This window comes from Vibrio sp. V09_P4A23P171 (genome assembly GCF_963875615.1).
GTDB classification, from domain to species: Bacteria; Pseudomonadota; Gammaproteobacteria; order Enterobacterales; family Vibrionaceae; genus Vibrio; species Vibrio anguillarum.
The window spans coordinates 1-19,795 of record NZ_CAWNMR010000033.1 but is presented as its reverse complement, the minus strand read 5'-3'; the positions used below and the strand labels follow the sequence as shown (position 1 = coordinate 19,795).

Below are 19,795 nucleotides of genomic sequence, written 5' to 3'. Positions count from 1 at the left end.
ACCCACCACCACCGCCTTGGGCGATAGTGGTGGTTATATCAAATTCAAGTTATTTAATGGTACTTGAGCGATAAGTGTTATGTGTTAGCCAACTAGGCTGAGCATTGGTTGGTACTGAGCCATCTTGGTTAATGTTTGAGAAATGGAATGAATGTTGGTTCCAAATTCTCGTTGCATTTTTCCATGGTTTATCAGCATCGGCTGATTCATAAACGTAGACGCCGTGGTTGATTGCGCTTTCTTTTGCATAATCATTTGCGACCACAATAAGCGATGCATTGTTGTTGCCTTCGAGATCCGCCACAACAGGATATTCCCACAAGGTGTTCGACGAGTTAGCAATCGTTGCTAATACTGCTCCTGTGCGCCCATCAAGAATACGGACTCTCAGAAGATCTTGTACGATAACTTCATCAATGCCATCACCAGTGAAATCGTAAGCCGAGACACCAATTTTACCGCTGTTATAGTCATCATTTGCTACAGACCAAACTTTGCTACCTTGTGCATTATACATATCAACAGCATGATAACCTGCATAGACAATACCAGTGTTCAGGTAACTATCATTAATGCTTTCCCCAACAACAAACTGAACTGCATTAACGTGTTTTTTGAAGGTAAAGATAGGTTTTGGTTTGCTCCAAACATTTAAGCCTACCAATTGGGTATTGCTTGGGACTGTGTATCGTTCAGTGGTTGCTTTGCTCTTCATGACGGGAACAGCATAAGGAATCGTTTTAGTTTTCCAAACAGGAGCTAGGTAAGAAACTGTTTTGGTATGCCAGCCAAAGAACCAGTAAGAAACTTGTTTTGTTCTCCACTCCAATCCAAGATATGGAACTTCTTTGGTTCGCCACTCTAATGCTGGGTATTTAAAGGCTGAGTCTTTTGAACCTAACGTTATTTTCGAACCATCATTGAGAGTGAATTCCATCTCGAGTACGCCATATGTCCACCACGTTTTATATTTGCCGTAGGTTACATCGATAGAGCGGACTTTGCTTGCATCAATAGTATGCAGTGAACCGCCTTGACCACCCACCATATTACTTGCTGTTGATCCAATAGCGTCAATCAGATCTCCTGAGCGGATTTTAAGTTGGTTGTCATCTGCTATTTTAACTGGATGGCTGTGATGTAAATGGGTATATCCATAAACAGGGGACTTAGCTATTTCATTGGTGGAGCTTGTTGCTGTATTACCAAGGAAGTTAGAGATAGCTTGTACACCACCACCTGGGTTTTCAAGGTTATTAACCTCCCACTTTACTGAGCCGTCATGCTCTAAAACTGCAAATACACTGTTTTGTGCTGTTGCTTTAGTGGCTGGTACTGATACAACAATTTCTGGTTTATTGTCGCTATCTAGGTTGGCAACGGAAGAAAACCAAACCGTATCATTCGCTTGATATTGCCAAGTAAATGAGCCGTCACTTTTGTAAAGAGCGCCGTTTGAAAATATTTCTTGAACACCATCGCCATCCGCATCAAAGCTGATCGATGATGGAGCCCACTCCAAACTAAATAGCAAACCAGTATCGTAGTTATAAACACCATCGGCAGAGATGATCTCAATTGACCCATCATTGTTTAAATCAGAGATCGAGATTGTACCGACTGACCGTCCACCTGTGACATGCTTTAAAATTTGCTTTTTAATATTCCCTTCATTATCTAGGATAGTAATGTAAGGGCTTGATGCACTGGTAATAACAATATCAACAACACCATTACCATCAAGGTCTGCAACAGCAGGAGAGTAGCGAGCATCGGCTATGATGCCACCGTTATCGTATGACCAAAGCTCAGAACCATCAATACCACTTAATGCCCTAACTAGTCCACCTTGTGTATATTTGTTATTTTCAAACGTCACAACAATGATATCAGCAATATCATTCTCGTCGATTTTGCCATCGCCATTATCATCATTTAGCTGGGCAATAACAGGAGCCGCCATGACTTGATTTGATTCTGGTTTAAACGAGCTACTTTCCCAAGACCACTTTAATTGGGTGTTTATCTCACTAGGGTTTGATGCGGTTGCAATAGTGCTGACTGCAATACTGCTTATTGACAGTAGCCCGACCGCACATAACGAAAATTTAGAAGTCATTAGGTAACATCTCTCTCAGTATGTTTGTGTAAATTCCGATTTAAATTGATGTTGTTAACCTGTGCTGCACTTTAACGATAGGTCTTACGGTAAATAAGTTGAACATGGCACAACACGAGATGGAGGGATTATCAAGACTTAATAAGAGAGATTCAATCTAACATGGCTCTCATAAATGAGAGGTCTTAAAAATGAAACACTCACTAATAAAATACATTGCCAGTTTAACTTTTAGAAGATCACGTACCCAAACCATTGGAGCGGCCTGTAGGTGGGTTGTGTTATTGGTTTTGATAAGAATAGTTAACAACAGAATAGCTCTAACCGGTAAGGATATGAAATCAGTGAGCTAAACTGTATGAGAGATGAATAAAAGAAAAAACGCCCAGACAGGGCGCTTTGTTAGGCTTTATTCTGCAACGCGGCGAACTTGAATGATCATTCCCATTAATGGATGGTCTAGATAGTGGGTTTCGTTGCTGCGCATACGGCGTTTTTGGTCCATCCGATAGCTCTTTAAAAACTCTTCCTTTTCCACTGTTGGGGAGATAGCTTCTAGGTTCCCCAGTTGAACCTCGGCATTTTGCTCTTCAGGTGTAATGTCTAACTCCAATGGTTTACTTTGGAGCATGATTTCTCGCACACTCGGGGCTTTAAGGTCGAGCGTGGTTTCAGCATAAAGATAGTGCTGCACATAGATTTGTAATTTACCGTCGAGTTCGTAAAGGGGACTCGCGATGCTTTGTTCTAGCACACCGTTTACTGGCGATTCTTCTAGTACGGCCACTTTTTCACTGCCGTCAGTATTGAATTTAGCGGAGTAATCTTTACCCGCTTGAATATGGAAAATCGGTGCGGAAGCTCTGCCTTGATCGCCTTGACGCCAAGCCGTATGCAATAGCACTTCAAAGCCGGCGTGGTTTTTCAGTTTTTGTGCTTGGTCGTTAAGTTGGTAGTCGGAAAAAGGCAGCATTTTCACGCCTTTTTCTTGGCGATAGTTTAAGTCACTAAAACTGCCCGCGCGTTGAATATTGATTTCAGGCAATGAGTTAGGCCACGACTCACTGACCTTCTCTGCATCAATTGCACGCTTAAAAATGATCACTTCTATGTCAAATTGCCGTTGTGCCAGACTTGGCATCGAAATAAGCAAAAGTAGGAGTGGGATCAGTTTTTTCATTATGGCTCCATCATTTTTTGTGCGTAATTTATGCTCTAGGCATCAGGTTTTGTTGGAATTCGCTGAGCATACTCGACACAAATTGAATTCGTTCACGTCTATCAGCTAATGGTACAGCAAACTTAAACTTAGTTGGCCCTTCCATTGCAAATTTTTTCGGTTGTGATTGCAGAAGTCTAACCAAAAAGACGGGATTAATGTCAGCATCTGGATAGAACTCAATGTAGCCGCCTTTTTCATGCGCTTCGATTTTCTTCACTTTTATACGTGCAGCATCAATTTTGACTTCAGCAACGCCGAGTAAGTTATTTGCAGCATCAGGTAACTTACCAAAGCGATCAATCAACTCGACTTTGAGCTCGGCGAGCTCATCTCGGCTAGCGACACTCGCTATCTGTTTATACATGGAGAGGCGAGTATTTACATCAGGAATGTAATCATCGGGTAATAGCGCTGGCAAACGCATTTCCACTTCGGTTTGTTCACGAAGCAAATCGTCAAGAGAAGGTTCTCTGCCATTTTTTAATGCTTCAACCGCTTGCTCTAGCATCTCCATATAGAGAGTAAAACCAATTGATTGGATCTGACCGCTCTGTTCATCGCCCAATAATTCACCCGCTCCACGGATTTCTAAATCGTGCGTTGCTAGAGTAAAACCGGCTCCAAGATCTTCAAGAGATGCAATCGCTTCTAAACGTTTCACGGCATCTTTAGTGATGGCTTTAGGATGTGGAGTGAGTAAGTAAGCATAAGCTTGATGGTGAGAACGTCCTACTCGGCCACGAAGTTGGTGTAGCTGTGCTAGGCCAAGGTTGTCTGCGCGGTCCATAATGATGGTGTTTGCCGTCGGGACATCAATCCCTGTCTCGATGATGGTTGTGCAGACCAATACGTTGAAGCGTTGGTGATAAAAGTCGTTCATCACTTTTTCCAGCTCACGTTCACGCATTTGTCCATGGGCGACGGTAATTCGAGCTTCAGGGACCAGCTTTTCTAAATCGGCGGCCACTTTGTCTATAGTTTCTACTTGGTTATGTAGAAAATAAACCTGTCCACCGCGCATGATTTCACGTAATACGGCCTCTCGAATCGTATTGTCATCATGTTGGCGTACAAAGGTTTTGATGGCTAATCGTCGTGCGGGTGGTGTGGCGATAATCGATAGATCGCGCATTCCGCTCATCGCCATGTTTAACGTGCGCGGAATCGGCGTTGCCGTTAGCGTGAGAATATCCACATCAGCACGCATCGCTTTTACTTTTTCTTTTTGGCGTACGCCAAAACGGTGTTCTTCATCAACGATCAAAAGACCAAGATCGCTAAATTTTAGCTCGCTGGAAAGCAGTTTATGCGTGCCAACCAAAATGTCGACTTTGCCGTCGGCGACATCTTGTAGTATCTGCTTTTGCTCTTTCGCTGATTTGAAGCGTGATAAAACTTCGACACGGATCGGCAGGTTAGCAAATCGGTCTCGAAAGTTTTCAAAATGCTGCTGCGCGAGTAAGGTTGTCGGCACTAATACGGCCACTTGTTTATTGTTGTCGGTGCAAACAAAGGCGGCGCGCATGGCGACTTCTGTTTTGCCAAATCCAACGTCACCACACACTAATCGGTCCATCGCTTTTTTCTGACACATGTCCGATAGCACGGCGTTGATAGCTGTATTTTGATCATCGGTTTCTTCAAATGGGAAACCTGCTTTAAAAGTCGCATATTGGCCACGATCCAGAGCGAACTTATAGCCTGGTTTGAGCTCTCGTTTGGCGTAGACATCCAGCAGTTCCGCAGCAACATCACGGACTTTTTCGGCCGCTTTTCGTCGTGCCTTGGTCCATGCTTCACCCCCGAGTTTATGCAATGGTGCGCTTTCTTCCGCGCCGCCAGAGTAACGACTAATGAGATTCAATGAAGCGACAGGGACATAAAGTTTGGCTTCGTTTTGATACTCAAGGGTGACGTATTCGGTCATCATGCCACCCGCTTCAAGCGTCTGTAACCCGAGATAACGGCCGATACCATGATCAATATGAACAACGGGTTGCCCTGGTTTGAGTTCGGCTAAATTACGAATGACAGCGTCACTATTGGTGACTTTACGATCTTTCTTACGGCGAAGAATGACACGGTCACCGAGTAAATCACTTTCGCAGATGAACGCTAAGTTAGCATTGTTATCGATAAAGCCGTGCTCAGATGCCCCTAATACGAGACATTGTTTTTCTTTTGCTTGGCACGCTTGCTGGAAGGTTTCTTTTTCGATAGGGCGCAGTTTTACGCGTTGCAATAGCTCTAGTAATGCTTCGCGACGGCCTTCTGATTCGACGGAAAAAATGATTTTCCCAGTGAAACTTTCACTAAATTGCCGAATGGCGACTAAAGGCTCTTTATTTTGATGCATGACCGCCAAGTCGGGTAATGCACTGACCGCTAAATTGATCCGCCCTTGCTTTTCTGAAATCGGTTCTACACTGAGTTGGATCTGAGCCACGTTTTTGAAAAGACTGAAAAGCTCATCTTTTTTAAGCCACAATTCATGAGGTGGCAGCAACGGGCGAAGAGGGTCAACTTTACGCTGCTGGTAACGATATTCGACGTCGGTTAAAAACTGGTCAATCGCTGTTTCGATATTTCCTACGACAATTAGTTGGCTTTCTGGCGCGATATAATCGAACAAGGTTTCGGTGTGTTCAAAAAATAGCGGTTGCCAGTATTCAATACCGGCTGGCCAAATCCCCTTTGAGACTTGCATATAGACAGATTCTGGTTCACGACGCGCTTCAAATCGTTGACGCCAGCGGGTGCGAAAATCTTCAATTGCACTTTCTGTGGTGGGAAATTCATGAGCAGGTAGCAAGCGTATCTCACTGATCTCTTCAATTGAGCGTTGATTCTCAGGATCGAAGGTGCGTATGGTGTCGATTTCATCATCAAAAAAATCAATGCGATAAGGATCGCTGCTGCCCATTGGAAATAAATCAAGAATCGAACCTCGGCTGGCGTATTCGCCTGGGCCAAACACTTGATCAACATGACGATAGCCCGATTTTTCCAGCTGAATACGCAGTTTATCTAAGGAAAATTGATCACCAGTTTTAACCATCAGGGTATGCTGTAGCAGAAATTCTCGCGGCGTCTGACGCTGCAATATGGTGCTCACTGGCACAATGGTAATGCCTGTTTTCAAGCTCGGTAATTGATATAGGCGCGCGATGCGATCAGAAATGATCTCTTGATGAGGCGAAAAACTATCATAAGGCAAAGTTTCCCAATCAGGAAACAGCGCCACTTCGGCGTCACTAAACTGCTCAATTTCGTGCTGCAGCTTTAAGGCGGTTTGAGGATCAGGTACAGCCAGTAAAGTGTGGCTATTATGCTGGTTGGCCAGCTCTGCAATTGCCAACGCAAGGCTTGCACCACGTAGGTTACCAATGTGTTTTTTGTCGCCCGCGCCAGCAGGTTTAATCAGAGTCAGTAAAGAGTGTGTAGTCATGAGAACGCTTATGGTTTATTTCGGTCTAAAGAGCGTTGACGCAGCAATTTTTGCTGCTGGTACAGTGCGGCTTTAATCAAGAGATCTTGGTCAGTATCTCGCAGTAAATCGTATTTCATCGTGATGAGATAGTGTTGCTCGTCCGCTTGGCAATCAATCACCGAACTATAGCAATAAATAGCGGCTGCAGGGTGGTCCAAAAACAGTTTACAGCGGGCTTGGGTACCAATTTCTAGTGCGTTTGGATAACGAAGTGAGAAGCGACTGGCCCCAAATGTGCTGGTGATGAAGCGTGAATGTGGCTCATCTTGCTGTGATAACATAAAGGTCAGCAACAAATTCAGTTTCGAATTTTGAGTATCAAGTAACTGAACGACGTGCTTGAAATCACTATTTTTCAGTTCTAGTCGTGCACTTTCGGTGAGTGCATCCAACTGGCTAAACTCACTGGCCACAATAAATGGGGCAGGAATCTCCGCTTCAAATATTGATTGGGAAGGTAGCATAAATGTGCTGTCTAAAAGTTCAATATTGGTTGTCAGTCCATAGTGAACCGTAAAAAATTCTTGCTCGGTCATAAAGGCATCCTTCTCATCGCTTTGTTGATTATCGTCATACCGGCGAACTAATCAAGGTATGTCCTTGTTATCGAGTCTATTTAACCGATTTTTGGCAAATTAAAGCTACAACCTTCCACCGTTTCTCGTTACAGTACTGAGCATCACTTTTAGGCGGTTTTTCTTATGTTTCATCCTATTTCGGCGTTCATCGGCTTGCGTTATTTACGTGGGCGATCCGGTGATAGATTCAGTCGATTTGTCTCTTATATGTCTACGGCGGGAATAACCATTGGCGTGATGTCACTGGTGACGGTGCTTTCGGTCATGAATGGTTTTGAATCCCAGCTCAAAAATAGAATTCTAGGTGTGTTGCCTCAGGCTGTAGTTTCGCAAAATGGCGATCGCACTTTGCTCACGCAAGATGTGCCTCAATTCATTAGCCAGCTCTCTAGCGCCAGAGCGGCTGAACCGATTGTACGCAGTGAAGCGGTTGTTCAAAGCTCATCGCAACTGGCCGCAGGCTTGTTGGTGGGAATTGAACCTAATCAAAATGATCCGATTGCGGCGCACTTGATTGCGGGTCAAGTGAGTGCGCTCAAGCCGGGCGAATATCAACTCTTCCTTGGCCATTCACTGGCGCGGGCGCTCAACGTGACAATTGGCGATAAAGTGCGTTTGATGGTCACTTCAGCTAGCCAATTTACCCCCTTAGGTCGTATTCCTGCGCAGCGTAATTTTACAGTCGCAGGCATCTTCAATACGGGGTCTGATGTGGATGGACAGCTGATGCTGACGCACATCAAAGATGCAGCGCGATTGCTTCGTTTACCACCAAATACTGTGTCGGGATGGCGGCTCTTTTTTGATGATCCTTTTGTGGTTGCAGACCTAGCTAGCGCACCTTTGCCTGAGGGATGGCAATGGAGTGACTGGCGAGATCAGCGTGGCGAGTTGTTCCAAGCTGTTCGCATGGAAAAAAATATGATGGGTTTGATGCTTGGGTTGATTGTTGGCGTGGCGGCTTTCAATATCATTTCCGCGTTGATCATGGTGGTGATGGAAAAACAAGCTGAGGTCGCGATTTTGAAAACGCAAGGCATGACAGATCAACAAGTACTGGCCATTTTTATGGTTCAAGGCGCGAGTAGTGGAGTGATTGGTTCGCTTGTCGGTGGTGTGTTAGGCGTATTGCTGGCGGATAACCTCAATGGATTATTAGAAAGCATGGGGGTTGCGCTGTTCTCTGTGGGGGGAACGCTGCCTGTAGTGATTAACCCCATGCAAATTATGTTGGTGGTGATAGCAGCCATCACGCTCAGCTTATTCGCGACACTGTTTCCTTCCTACCGCGCGTCATCCGTAAAACCTGCCGAGGCTTTAAGATATGAATAACCTTTTACAATGCCATAACGTATGCAAAACCTACCAAGAAGGGGAGCTACGGACTCAAGTGCTAAAAGGCGTCAGTTTTGGCATTCAAGCGGGGGAGTTAGTCTCAATTATTGGGACTTCTGGATCTGGGAAAAGTACGTTATTGCACATTCTGGGTGCACTGGATGAGGCAACCGAAGGTTCAGTGTCGTTTTTAGGTCAGGATTTATCGAGCTTAAGCTCCAATAAACAAGCGAACATTCGCAATCAACATTTGGGTTTTGTGTACCAGTTCCACCATTTATTAGCCGATTTCACCGCTCTTGAGAATGTGGCCATGCCGTTGCTTATTGGTGGCCAAAAAGTATCGCGTGCTAAACAGGCCGCGCAAGCACTGTTAGAAAAAGTGGGGCTGGGACATCGTTTATCTCATCGACCCTCTGAGCTCTCTGGTGGAGAACGGCAGCGGGTAGCGATTGCGCGAGCGCTTGTCAATCAACCCGATTTGGTGTTAGCCGATGAGCCTACGGGCAACCTTGATCACAAAACGGCGCTGGCGATTTATGATTTGATGCGTCAAATGAATCAAGAGTTTGGCACGGCATTTTTAGTGGTAACGCATGATAGCGAACTTGCTGCAAAAATGGACAGACAGATGCACATGCAAGATGGTTTGCTGATTAATGTGGAGGCGCCGTAGATGTTCACCTCGCTCTCTTTAGTGATTGGTCGGCGTTTTAGCCTGGCAAAGCAGCGTAATAAAATGGTGTCGTTTATCTCGCTCTCTTCCATTATTGGTATCGCCGTGGGCGTTGCGGTGATCATCGTGGGCTTGTCAGCGATGAATGGTTTTGAGAGAGAGCTGCAGAATCGCGTGTTATCTGTCATTGCACACGGAGAGTTTGAAGGGGTTCAACAACCCATCGCGAACTGGTCGTCATTAGTCAAGCAAGCCGTGCAGCATCCAAAAGTGGAAGCGGCCGCTCCTTATGTAAAATTGACGGCATTAGCGGAGAAAGGCGCGCAACTGAAAGCGATTGAGGTGCGTGGAATTGATCCGCAAATGGAGCGCGCCGTGTCGCGTTTATCTCAATTTGTCTCTTCCGATGCATGGCAAGGTTTTGTCGCAGGTCAGCAACAGGTCATTTTAGGCAAAGGAGTGGCGGATAAATTGGGCGCGGCAGTCGGTGACTATGTCACTTTGATGATCCCCTCTGCGAATGAGAGCGCTAAAGTTCAAGCGCCAAAGCGCGTGCGCGTCAAGGTCTCAGGGCTTTTGGAACTCAATGGCCAAATTGACCACAGCCTTGCATTAGTGCCATTGGCAGATGCACAAGCTTACGCCAAATTAGGAGAGCGAGTGACGGGCGTTGCTATCAAGGTCTCAGAGGTATTAAATGCAACTCAAATTGTAAGAGAGGTCGGCAATACGCTTGATCAATACGTCTATCTACGCAGTTGGCAGCAAAAGTTTGGCTTTTTGTACCGTGATATTCAGCTAGTCAGAACCATTATGTATTTGGTGATGGTGTTGGTGATTGGTGTGGCGAGCTTCAACATCGTTTCAACACTTATGATGGCGGTCAAAGATCGTGCGGCTGAAATCGCCATTTTGCGCACTATGGGCGCGAGCGATGGATTAGTAAAACGAATTTTTGTCTGGCAGGGTGTTTTCTCTGGTGTATTAGGCAGTGTGATAGGTGGCGTGTTAGGTGTGTTGATTGCGTGGAATTTAACAGCGTTAATCAAAGGATTAGAACGATTAGTCGGCCATCAGTTTTTGTCTGGTGATATCTATTTTGTCGACTTTTTGCCATCACAAGTGAACCTATCGGATGTGGTGCTTGTCTCTTCCACGGCGATTGTGTTGAGCCTACTAGCTACTTGGTATCCGGCCTCTAGGGCCAGTCAACTGAACCCGGCGTCTGTGCTTAGCGCTAAATAATCTCAACTCGGATTCTTTTCGTTCATCAGCATTGAGCTATTTTTAGCAAACAAAAAGGACCACTTGGTCCTTTTTCAACATCATGCGACATCGTTTTACATGCTCAGTTGTATAACCAGTCTCAATCTCTTGAAGCTTTTATCTCGCTTGGCGCTTTTGCCAGCTTCTTACGACAGAATAGCGCCATAAACCGTGAATGCCGAAGTAGCCGATTATGGCGGATATCACTCCGCACATCATGCACCCCAAAAGGAATGGCGGACCAATGGTACTCATTTGTTGCATGATAAAATGCCAAGAGAGTTCAAAGTGAAATGGTTGTGGTGGTGTTTGCATTACCCATGCGCCAAGCTTGTAGGCGAAGTAGAACAGCACTGGCATGGTGATGGGGTTGCTAATCCAGACTAAGGCTACAGAGAGCGGTAAATTGACGCCGCACATAATGGCAAGGCCAGCGGACATGATCATTTGACTCGGAAGTGGAACAAAAGCCATGAACAAACCTACGGCGAAGGCACCTGCTGCTGAGCGGCGGTTCAAACACCATAAATTGGGGTTGTACAGCACATTGCCAAAAATTTTTAATGCCTTCTGACGCTTAATCACTTCATGGTTAGGCATAAAACGTTTGATGAACTTTCTTGGCATCGTGACATGACTCTCTTATCTAATTACTGGACCCTAGCTTCGTTTTCGCTAACCGCCATTTCTGCTTCTTATTGGCCTTGGATGCCAGATTGGAAATGGAGTATGCCTCTATTCGCCATTCTCATACTCTCTGTTGGTTATAGAAAACTGCGCTTTCTCTCAGGAGTAACAATGGCTTTAATGGTCATTGTGATCAGCGGGAACTTATTACGTGAGCAGTCCAACACTATTTTTCAGACAGGTTCGGATATTACCATAAACGGACAGGTTAACAGCTTTTTTAGACAAATTACTCATGGTTATGAAGGAACAATTTCGATTCGATCAATCAATGGTCAAACCTTAGGCATTTTTTTGCGGCCCAAGGTGCGATTAATAGCTCCTTTACCGTTGAAGTATGGCGACGTGGCTGAATTCTCCATCACAGTAAAACCTATCTTTGGTCGGTTAAATGAGACCGGGTTTGATGCAGAGGCGTACTCTTTGAGCCAAGGTATTGTGGCTCGTGCAACGGTTAATAATGGACAGTCTTATCGCATTGAATCATTACCAGAATGGCGAGCACAATGGTACCAGAAGATCAAAACCTGGCTCGCTGATGATCCCAATCTTGGTATTTTAATGGCGCTTACGTTTGGTGAGCGCAGTGATATTTCAACGGCACAGTGGCAAGCATTACGAGACAGTGGGCTGATTCATTTGGTCGCCATTTCTGGTCTGCACATTGGCATCGCGTTTGGTTTTGGTTATAGCCTTGGGCTCGTATTGATGCGTTTGCATCATCGCATGGGGTGGTCGCCATTCGTCGTAGGAAGCTTGTGCGCACTAGGCTATGCTTGGTTGGCTGGCTTTACCTTGCCCACTCAACGCGCGCTCATCATGTGTTTGCTCAATGTGGCGATGATTGTCCTCAATGTCCGTATCAATACGTTGCAGCGACTGCTTATGACGTTATCGGCGGTGCTGCTTATCGATCCTTTTGCTGCGTTATCCAGTAGCTTTTGGATGTCCTTTATTGCTGTCTCAGTGGTGTTCTACCAACTTTCTCTACCTCAAACTCAGCGATTTTTTTTATGGCGTTTATTGACGATGCAGATTGGGTTAGTGCTGTGTATGCTTCCGGTAACTGCTTATTTTTTCGGTGGAGTCAGTACCAGTGCGGCGCTCTATAACTTAGTGTTTATTCCTTGGTTCAGTTTTGTGGTGGTTCCGGCGATCTTTGTGGCTTTAGTGTGTACGGTTTTGACTTTTGATGGCGCACCTATGGTGTGGCATTGGGTGGCCAAATTACTCATTCCAGTTGATTGGTCAATACATTATTCAAGCCTCAGTTGGTTTCCTATTTCTGGGGCTGTTTTGGCTCTGTTGAGCAGTGCTCTGTTGCTGTTTGTGTTTTCACCGTTGATCTCGCGTTTTGCACTTGCGGTTTACAGCCTTATTGTGATGGTTTCTTGGCTCACCATTCCGATAAAAACAGGTTGGCGGATTGATGTGTTAGATGTTGGGCATGGGTTGGCGGTGTTGATCGAAAAAGAAGGACGCTACGTGCTTTATGATACTGGTGCAAGTTGGCAAGGCGGTGATCACATCCAGGCAACAGTTGCCCCCGTGTTAAACAAACGGGGAGCTACGCAATTAGACGGGTTGATTTTGAGTCACTTGGATAACGACCATGCAGGTGGAAGAGCGGAGGTTGAGCGTGTTTGGCAGCCCAAATGGAAACGTGCTAGTCAAACGATAGCGGGTTACCAACCTTGTATTGCTGGTGAACAATGGCAGTGGCAACAACTCTCTTTTGATGTTATCTGGCCACCAAAAACTGTAGCGCGGGCTTACAATCCTCACTCTTGCGTGATTCGAATCTTTGACCCAAATACCGGTTTTTCAGTGCTTTTACCCGGGGATGTGGATGCTATGAGTGAGTGGTTACTTGCGCGAACAGAGCAATCCTTACAAAGTCATATCCTGCTTGTACCACACCACGGTAGTAGGACATCTTCTACTGTTGCTTTGATTAGTAAGGTGAACCCTGAAGTCGCTATTGCCTCGCTCGCCAAAGGCGGACGCTGGCAATTACCTTCCGCACAGGTTGTTCAACGCTACCAACAACATGGAGCAAACTGGTTGGATACGGGTGAAGCAGGGCAAATTAGCGTTATTTTTGGCATGCAGAATTATCAAGTTAGCAGCTTGCGTATCTCTCGCTCTCAGGCTTGGTATAGGCAGATGCTCCGTAACGAGGTAGAATGAGCGCAATATTTTCTTAAAAACAAAGCATTTCTATGTCACTCAATACTGACGAAACCACTTGGCAAACCTTCAAACGCCTGTGGACCTATATCCGCCTATATAAATCTGGCCTAGCAGTTGCGGTTGTCGCATTGATTATCAATGCGGTCTCTGACACCTATATGGTGTCGTTACTTAAGCCTCTTCTAGATGAAGGATTTGGTAATGCGGAATCCGATTTTTTGCGAGTGCTGCCTTTTATTATTTTGGGGATGATGGCGCTACGTGGTTTAAGTGGCTTTGTCTCCTCGTACTGCTTGAGCTGGGTTTCTGGCAATGTTGTGATGTTGATGCGTCGAAAAATCTTCAATCAATTCATGCACATGCCTGTCAGTTTTTTTGATAGAGAATCAACGGGTGGTCTATTATCACGTATCACCTATGATTCAGAGCAAGTGGCTGGGGCGACCAGTCGTGCATTGGTCAGCATTGTTCGCGAAGGTGCGAGTATCATCGGCCTATTGACCTTGATGTTTTGGAATAGCTGGCAGCTATCTTTGGTATTAATCGTGGTTGCGCCAGTGGTTGCAATGGGGATTGGCATTGTCTCTAAACGTTTTCGCAAGATCTCAAAAGGGATGCAGACCACCATGGGTGATGTGACCTCTTCAGCAGAGCAGATGCTAAAAGGGCACAAAGTCGTACTGAGCTATGGTGGACAAGACGTAGAGCGTAAACGTTTTGACCATGTCAGCAATCAAATGCGTCAACAAACAATGAAGCTGGTTGCGGCGCAGTCCACTGCTGACCCTATCATTCAAATGATTGCTTCTTTAGCACTTGTCACTGTGCTGTTTTTAGCCAGCGTTGATTCTATTCGTGCCGAATTAACACCAGGTACTTTTACGGTGGTATTCTCGGCAATGTTTGGCTTGATGCGACCACTGAAAGCGTTAACGAGTGTTACCTCCGATTTCCAACGTGGTATGGCGGCCAGCCAAACATTATTTGAGCTGATTGATTTAGAAACCGAGCGCGACACTGGCCAGTTTGAAGCCGAAAAAGTACGTGGTGACGTTAGAGTTCAGGATGTGACCTTTACTTATCAAGGTAAAGAAAAACCAGCGCTGTCTCATGTGAGCTTTGAGATCCCTCAAGGTAAAACGGTCGCGCTTGTTGGGCGTTCCGGCTCAGGGAAAAGTACTATCGCGAGCCTCTTGACTCGTTTTTATGATGTCGATTCAGGTGCTATCTATCTAGATGATCATGATATCCGCGATTATAAACTGAAGAACTTGCGCACCCACTTTGCGCTGGTTTCGCAAAATGTTCATCTCTTCAACGATACCATTGCCAATAATATTGCTTACGCGGCAGAAAATGAGTATACGCGTGAGCAAATTGAGCACGCGGCTAGGCTTGCTCATGCCATGGAGTTTATCAATAGCATGCCTGATGGCTTGGATACCATGATTGGTGAGAATGGAGCCAGTTTATCGGGTGGTCAACGTCAACGAGTAGCGATTGCTCGAGCGTTATTACGTGATGCACCCGTACTTATCCTAGATGAGGCGACTTCTGCGTTGGATACAGAATCTGAGAGAGCGATTCAATCAGCACTTGAAGAGCTACAAAAGAATAAAACGGTATTGGTCATTGCGCACCGCTTGTCGACGATTGAAGAAGCCGATGAAATTCTAGTGGTCGATGAGGGTGAAATTATCGAACGTGGTCATCATGCTCAGTTAATTGCACAGGATGGGGCGTATGCCCAACTACATCGAATTCAATTTGGTGACTAATCAGTGATTGAAAAAATCTGGTTCGGACATCACCCAGCGTGTTTTTTGTTGTGGCCACTGTTGTGGCCACTGAGTGTCTTGTTTCGGTTGGTCAGTCAAGCACGTAAGCAAGCATTCCAAGCGAACAAAAAAGAGCGCTATAAGGCTCCCGTTCCTGTGGTGGTGGTGGGTAATATTACTGCGGGTGGTAATGGTAAAACACCGTTGGTTGTATGGTTAGTGGAAGCTTTACAAGAACAAGGCTTCAAACCAGGAGTTGTTTCGCGTGGGTATGGTGGTAAGGCTCCGGTTTATCCATTAGTGCTGCAAAGTGATACGCCAACCGCTCACTGCGGTGACGAACCTAAATTGATTCACCAGCGCACGGGTGCTCCGGTTGCTGTTGCACCAAAGCGCTCACAAGCAGTGCAAGCCCTGCTTCCGTTGGGTGTTGATGTGATCATCACTGACGATGGCCTTCAGCACTATGCATTGGAGCGTGATCTCGAATTTGCAGTCGTGGACGGCGTTCGTCGCTTCGGTAATGAGCAGTTCATGCCTTTAGGTCCGTTAAGAGAGCCACTCTCTCGGTTAGCGGAAGTTGATTTTATTGTGACTAATGGCGGTCAAGCTCAATACGGCGAATTGGCTATGCACCTTTCACCTAGCTTAGCCGTTAACTTAGTGACAGGTCAGCAAGCGCCAGTGAGCCAGTTAGCTGCATTAGTGGCTTTTGCTGGCATTGGTTATCCCACGCGCTTTTTCAATACATTAGAAGCTTTAGGTGCAAAGACGGTATTGACCCAAGGTTTTGCGGATCACCGAGAGTATCAATATTCAGAATTAGAGGCGCTTGCGCAACATGGAGCAAACGTCATCATGACAGAAAAAGACGCAGTGAAATGTGCGGCCTTTGCACAAGAAAACTGGTGGTATCTTCCCGTTTCTGCGCAATTTAGTTCGCCAGATGAAAGGCGTATTTTGGACAAAATAAAAGAGGTAATGGAGTCATATGGATCACCGTCTGCTTGAAATTGTAGCTTGCCCTGTATGTAAAAGTAAGTTGACTTATGATAAAGAAAATCAAGAGCTTATTTGTAAGTTAGATCGTTTGGCCTACCCAATAAAAGAAGGGATTCCTGTGTTGCTTGAGCCAGAAGCGCGCAGCATGACGATGGATGAGGGGCGATAATGGCTTTCACCGTTGTTATCCCTGCTCGTTATCAGTCAACTCGCTTACCTGGCAAACCTTTGGCTGATATCGGCGGTAAACCCATGATTCAGTGGGTTTATGAGCAAGCGTTACAATCGGGAGCTGAGCAGGTCGTTATTGCTACTGATGATGCTCGTGTTGAAGCGGCTGTCCATGCGTTTGGTGGCAATGTTTGTATGACATCATCACATCACGAGTCCGGTACTGAGCGTTTAGCCGAAGTGGTGAAATTAATGGGCATTGCCGATCACCACATTATTGTTAACGTACAAGGTGATGAGCCACTCATTCCACCGAGCATCATCAAGCAGGTCGCTAACAATTTAGCCAACAGTAGCGCGCCGATGGCGACTTTAGCGGTTGAAATTACTGATCAAGCTGAAGTGTTTAACCCTAACGCGGTTAAAGTGGTAACAGATCAAGAGGGTTACGCGCTGTATTTCAGCCGTGCGACAATTCCTTGGGATAGAGACAATTTTGCAGCTGGTGGTCAAACGGTGATTCAGCCATTGCTACGTCATATTGGTATTTACGCTTATCGGGCTGGTTTCATCAATACTTATATCAACTGGCAACCCAGTGTACTTGAGAAAATTGAGTGTTTAGAGCAGCTTCGAGTACTGTGGTATGGTGAAAAAATTCACGTTGCCGTTGCTAAAGAAGCACCACCTGCAGGGGTAGATACACCAGAAGATTTAGAGTTAGTGAGAGCGATAGTAAGCCAACGTTAGCTAAAAAAGGAGCAATTATGCTCCTTTTTATCACCGAGTTAATTACGGTTTTATGCGTGCCATGACTTGATCTTTTACGATGAAGTGATGATAAAGAACCGCTGCGATATGACCACCGATAACAGTCAATACAATCACCTGCATTACTTCACCGTGTAAAGTTTTCCCTATGTTATAAAGCCAATCACTCTTACCTATCAATGAGGGAATAGCATCGCCTGCCAGAGTTAATGTCCGACCTTTTCCAGCAAAACGAAGATAACCACTGATTGGAACAAGCAATGTAAGGAGGTAAAGGGCAGCATGCGCTCCATATAGCAGCTTCTGCATAAGGTCACTTTCATACACTGGCTCTGGTGCTGTTGTGCTTAGTTTTACGGCTAAACGAATCATCGATAATCCAAAAACAGCGACTCCAAACCATGCATGTAAGTTCAGCCATAACACTCGCATTTCGCTACCTTTATCGGAGAATGAACGAAATGAATCGCTTAAAAACAGCAATACGAACAGTAATGCTATAACCCAGTGTATCGCGATGATGATTTTGTTGTGCTTCATTAGTTAAATACCCTTATGAATATTGGTGATTTTATTTAAGCAAATATTTAATGAATGAAATGTGAACAAAGCTGTAAGGATGTATTACAAATATTTTTTAATAAAAAATGCGCAACGAATGAGGTCGCGCATTATGAAGTCGATATTTAAGGTAACGACTTGTTCTTATGTGTCACGTTCGCCGTGTGGTGGGCAAGTCGCTAAAATTTCACGTCGGCCACTCTCTTTGACTTCCTCTAAAATGACATCAAACCCCCATAAACGGTAAAGGTGTTTTAGTACCTCATGACAGCTTTGATCTAAAGGAATTCTATCGTGTGGAACGTGTTGAAGCGTCAGTGAACGATCACCACGTACATCCACGTTATAAACTTGAATATTCGGTTCTAAATTACTGAGATTGTACTGTGCCGCAAGCTTTTCACGGATGGCGTGATAGCCAATATCATCGTGAATGGCACTAACTTCAATAAAATTCTTGCGATCGTCATCCACAATGGCAAACAGCTTGAAATCGCGCATTACTTTAGGTGAAAGATACTGGCTAATGAAGCTCTCGTCCTTAAAGTTGTGCATAGCAAAATGAAGCGCATCTAACCATTCTGTGCCAGCAAGCTCAGGAAACCATTCCCTGTCTTCATCGGTTGGCTCTTCACAAATACGTTTAATATCTCGGAACATAGCAAAGCCAAGTGCATATGGATTGATGCCACTAAAATAGGGGCTGTTGTAAGAAGGTTGTGCGACGACACTGGTGTGGCTGTGTAGAAACTCAAGAATGAATTTCTCAGAAACAAAACCTTCATCATAAAGGTGATTCAAGATAGTGTAGTGCCAGAATGTGGCCCAGCCTTCATTCATCACTTGTGTCTGTTTTTGTGGGTAAAAATATTGGCTTATTTTCCTCACAATACGAACGATCTCCCGTTGCCATGGCTCAAGCAGTGGCGCATGTTTCTCAATGAAATAAAGAATGTTTTCTTGTGGCTCACTTGGAAAACGAACTTTAAGATCTTCTTCTTTGGTTTTTGCTTTGGGCACGGTGCGCCACAGTTCATTAACTTGTGATTGTAGATAGGCTTCGCGCTCTTCTTGACGTGCTTTTTCTTCTGCTATCGATATTTTTTCAGGTCGTTTATAGCGGTCAACACCATAATTCATTAACGCGTGGCATGAGTCGAGCAGCGATTCGACTTCGGGTACGCCATATTTTTCTTCGCATTCTGAAATGTAGTTTTTGGCAAACAAGAGATAGTCAATGATAGAACTCGCATCCGTCCAAGTTTGGAAAAGGTAGTTGCCTTTGAAAAACGAGTTGTGACCATAGCAAGCGTGTGCCATCACTAAGGCTTGCATAGTGACGGTGTTTTCTTCCATTAAATAGGCAATGCATGGGTCTGAGTTAATAACGATCTCATACGCGAGCCCCATTTGGCCATGTTTGTAACCTTGTTCCGTTTGAATAAATTTTTTGCCAAATGACCAGTGGCTGTAATTAATCGGCATGCCAATGCTGGAGTAGGCATCCATCATCTGCTCGGAGGTAATAACTTCAATTTGATTGGGGTAAGTATCGAGACGATAAAACTCAGCTACCCGGCGTATTTCAGTATGGTATTTCTCCAAAAGCTCAAACGTCCAGTCAGGCCCGTCTGGTAACAATTTGCTCTTGCGTTTTGAAGTACCTTTCGCTTTTGTTGTCATTAGTATGCCTCCCTAAGCTGTTTCCTTTTGGAATAGCTCCCTAAATACAGGGAATATGTCATCCACGGTGCGAATGTTTTTAATCGCAAAATTGCCAAATGAGGGTTGTAATTTTTCGTACTCGTGCCACAAGGTTTGGTGTGAGCGACGAGTGATTTCAATATAAGCGTAATACTGGCAATATGGCAGAAGCTTATTGGTGAGGAGTTCTTTACAACGAGGCGAATCATCAGCCCAGTTATCACCATCGGATGCTTGAGCTG

16 protein-coding genes are annotated in these 19,795 nt (G+C 45.1%); 8 read left to right on the top strand and 8 right to left on the bottom strand.

What is annotated here, in order from left to right:
- Positions 1 to 49: 49 nt before the first annotated feature.
- The 4 genes from AACT23_RS10700 to AACT23_RS10685 all read right to left on the bottom strand — a co-directional run bounded on the left by AACT23_RS10700 (position 50) and on the right by AACT23_RS10685 (position 7,367).
- On the bottom strand, positions 50 to 2,119 hold the full coding sequence (locus AACT23_RS10700; protein ID WP_013856525.1) for a beta-prism lectin domain-containing protein: 2,070 nt from the start codon (positions 2,117 to 2,119) through the stop codon (positions 50 to 52).
- 409 nt (positions 2,120 to 2,528) lie between these two features.
- Positions 2,529 to 3,299 carry a peptidoglycan binding protein CsiV gene (locus tag AACT23_RS10695; protein ID WP_088732653.1) on the bottom strand — a complete coding sequence of 257 codons (771 nt, stop codon included), beginning with the start codon at positions 3,297 to 3,299 and terminating at the stop codon, positions 2,529 to 2,531.
- 28 nt (positions 3,300 to 3,327) lie between these two features.
- Positions 3,328 to 6,789, bottom strand: a complete 3,462-nt coding sequence (gene mfd, locus AACT23_RS10690) for a transcription-repair coupling factor (protein WP_094128821.1) — start codon at positions 6,787 to 6,789, stop codon at positions 3,328 to 3,330.
- Positions 6,790 to 6,797: 8 nt separating this feature from the next.
- Positions 6,798 to 7,367, bottom strand: a complete 570-nt coding sequence (locus tag AACT23_RS10685; protein WP_017048079.1) for a hypothetical protein — start codon at positions 7,365 to 7,367, stop codon at positions 6,798 to 6,800.
- Between the two features lie 165 nt (positions 7,368 to 7,532).
- Between AACT23_RS10685 and lolC the strand changes: the two genes are divergently transcribed.
- From lolC to lolE, 3 genes are read left to right on the top strand one after another with little or no spacing between them, the layout of a single operon-like run.
- Complete coding sequence (gene lolC, locus AACT23_RS10680; RefSeq protein WP_017048078.1) at positions 7,533 to 8,741, top strand: lipoprotein-releasing ABC transporter permease subunit LolC; 1,209 nt, start codon at positions 7,533 to 7,535, stop codon at positions 8,739 to 8,741.
- On the top strand, positions 8,734 to 9,420 hold the full coding sequence (lolD, locus tag AACT23_RS10675) for a lipoprotein-releasing ABC transporter ATP-binding protein LolD (protein ID WP_017048077.1): 687 nt from the start codon (positions 8,734 to 8,736) through the stop codon (positions 9,418 to 9,420). Before lolC ends, lolD begins: the two co-directional genes overlap by 8 nt.
- Positions 9,421 to 10,665 carry a lipoprotein-releasing ABC transporter permease subunit LolE gene (lolE, locus tag AACT23_RS10670; protein WP_094128817.1) on the top strand — a complete coding sequence of 415 codons (1,245 nt, stop codon included), beginning with the start codon at positions 9,421 to 9,423 and terminating at the stop codon, positions 10,663 to 10,665.
- A 138-nt stretch (positions 10,666 to 10,803) separates the two neighbouring features.
- Here lolE and AACT23_RS10665 read toward each other — a convergent pair whose 3' ends face one another.
- Positions 10,804 to 11,313 (bottom strand): DUF2062 domain-containing protein, encoded by a 510-nt coding sequence (locus tag AACT23_RS10665; protein WP_010319231.1) that lies wholly within the window; start codon positions 11,311 to 11,313, stop codon positions 10,804 to 10,806.
- 6 nt (positions 11,314 to 11,319) lie between these two features.
- On the opposite strand from AACT23_RS10665, the gene AACT23_RS10660 reads away from it, so the two are divergent.
- From AACT23_RS10660 to kdsB, 5 genes are read left to right on the top strand one after another with little or no spacing between them, the layout of a single operon-like run.
- Positions 11,320 to 13,563, top strand: a complete 2,244-nt coding sequence (locus AACT23_RS10660) for a DNA internalization-related competence protein ComEC/Rec2 (protein WP_094128814.1) — start codon at positions 11,320 to 11,322, stop codon at positions 13,561 to 13,563.
- Positions 13,564 to 13,595: 32 nt separating this feature from the next.
- Entirely contained in the window at positions 13,596 to 15,344 is a 1,749-nt protein-coding gene (gene msbA, locus AACT23_RS10655; RefSeq protein WP_017045180.1) for a lipid A ABC transporter ATP-binding protein/permease MsbA, read from the top strand.
- A 3-nt stretch (positions 15,345 to 15,347) separates the two neighbouring features.
- Positions 15,348 to 16,355, top strand: a complete 1,008-nt coding sequence (lpxK, locus tag AACT23_RS10650; protein WP_094128811.1) for a tetraacyldisaccharide 4'-kinase — start codon at positions 15,348 to 15,350, stop codon at positions 16,353 to 16,355.
- A complete protein-coding gene (locus AACT23_RS10645) occupies positions 16,336 to 16,515 on the top strand; it encodes a Trm112 family protein (protein ID WP_013856535.1) in 180 nt (59 codons plus the stop codon). Before lpxK ends, AACT23_RS10645 begins: the two co-directional genes overlap by 20 nt.
- Positions 16,515 to 17,267 carry a 3-deoxy-manno-octulosonate cytidylyltransferase gene (gene kdsB, locus AACT23_RS10640; protein WP_017045182.1) on the top strand — a complete coding sequence of 251 codons (753 nt, stop codon included), beginning with the start codon at positions 16,515 to 16,517 and terminating at the stop codon, positions 17,265 to 17,267. The genes AACT23_RS10645 and kdsB overlap by 1 nt, the downstream gene beginning before the upstream one ends.
- Before the next feature lie 42 nt (positions 17,268 to 17,309).
- Here the strand turns inward: kdsB and AACT23_RS10635 are convergent, their stop codons facing one another.
- The 3 genes from AACT23_RS10635 to AACT23_RS10625 all read right to left on the bottom strand — a co-directional run.
- Positions 17,310 to 17,828, bottom strand: a complete 519-nt coding sequence (locus AACT23_RS10635) for a cytochrome b (RefSeq protein ID WP_094128808.1) — start codon at positions 17,826 to 17,828, stop codon at positions 17,310 to 17,312.
- 165 nt (positions 17,829 to 17,993) lie between these two features.
- Positions 17,994 to 19,532, bottom strand: a complete 1,539-nt coding sequence (locus tag AACT23_RS10630) for a SpoVR family protein (protein ID WP_013856538.1) — start codon at positions 19,530 to 19,532, stop codon at positions 17,994 to 17,996.
- A 12-nt stretch (positions 19,533 to 19,544) separates the two neighbouring features.
- Positions 19,545 to 19,795, bottom strand: a 251-nt coding sequence (locus AACT23_RS10625) for a DUF444 family protein (RefSeq protein WP_141195556.1), incomplete at its 5' end; no start/stop codon positions are given.

Excerpts from the sequence above, each read along its gene's own strand:
- AACT23_RS10700 (WP_013856525.1), bottom strand. The coding sequence starts at position 2,119 with ATGACTTCTAAATTTTCGTTATGTGCGGTCGGGCTACTGTCAATAAGC.
- AACT23_RS10695 (WP_088732653.1), bottom strand. The coding sequence starts at position 3,299 with ATGAAAAAACTGATCCCACTCCTACTTTTGCTTATTTCGATGCCAAGT.
- mfd (WP_094128821.1), bottom strand. The coding sequence starts at position 6,789 with ATGACTACACACTCTTTACTGACTCTGATTAAACCTGCTGGCGCGGGC.
- AACT23_RS10685 (WP_017048079.1), bottom strand. The coding sequence starts at position 7,367 with ATGACCGAGCAAGAATTTTTTACGGTTCACTATGGACTGACAACCAAT.
- lolC (WP_017048078.1), top strand. The coding sequence starts at position 7,533 with ATGTTTCATCCTATTTCGGCGTTCATCGGCTTGCGTTATTTACGTGGG.
- lolD (WP_017048077.1), top strand. The coding sequence starts at position 8,734 with ATGAATAACCTTTTACAATGCCATAACGTATGCAAAACCTACCAAGAA.
- lolE (WP_094128817.1), top strand. The coding sequence starts at position 9,421 with ATGTTCACCTCGCTCTCTTTAGTGATTGGTCGGCGTTTTAGCCTGGCA.
- AACT23_RS10665 (WP_010319231.1), bottom strand. The coding sequence starts at position 11,313 with ATGCCAAGAAAGTTCATCAAACGTTTTATGCCTAACCATGAAGTGATT.
- AACT23_RS10660 (WP_094128814.1), top strand. The coding sequence starts at position 11,320 with ATGACTCTCTTATCTAATTACTGGACCCTAGCTTCGTTTTCGCTAACC.
- msbA (WP_017045180.1), top strand. The coding sequence starts at position 13,596 with ATGTCACTCAATACTGACGAAACCACTTGGCAAACCTTCAAACGCCTG.
- AACT23_RS10645 (WP_013856535.1), top strand. The coding sequence starts at position 16,336 with ATGGATCACCGTCTGCTTGAAATTGTAGCTTGCCCTGTATGTAAAAGT.
- kdsB (WP_017045182.1), top strand. The coding sequence starts at position 16,515 with ATGGCTTTCACCGTTGTTATCCCTGCTCGTTATCAGTCAACTCGCTTA.
- AACT23_RS10635 (WP_094128808.1), bottom strand. The coding sequence starts at position 17,828 with ATGAAGCACAACAAAATCATCATCGCGATACACTGGGTTATAGCATTA.
- AACT23_RS10630 (WP_013856538.1), bottom strand. The coding sequence starts at position 19,532 with ATGACAACAAAAGCGAAAGGTACTTCAAAACGCAAGAGCAAATTGTTA.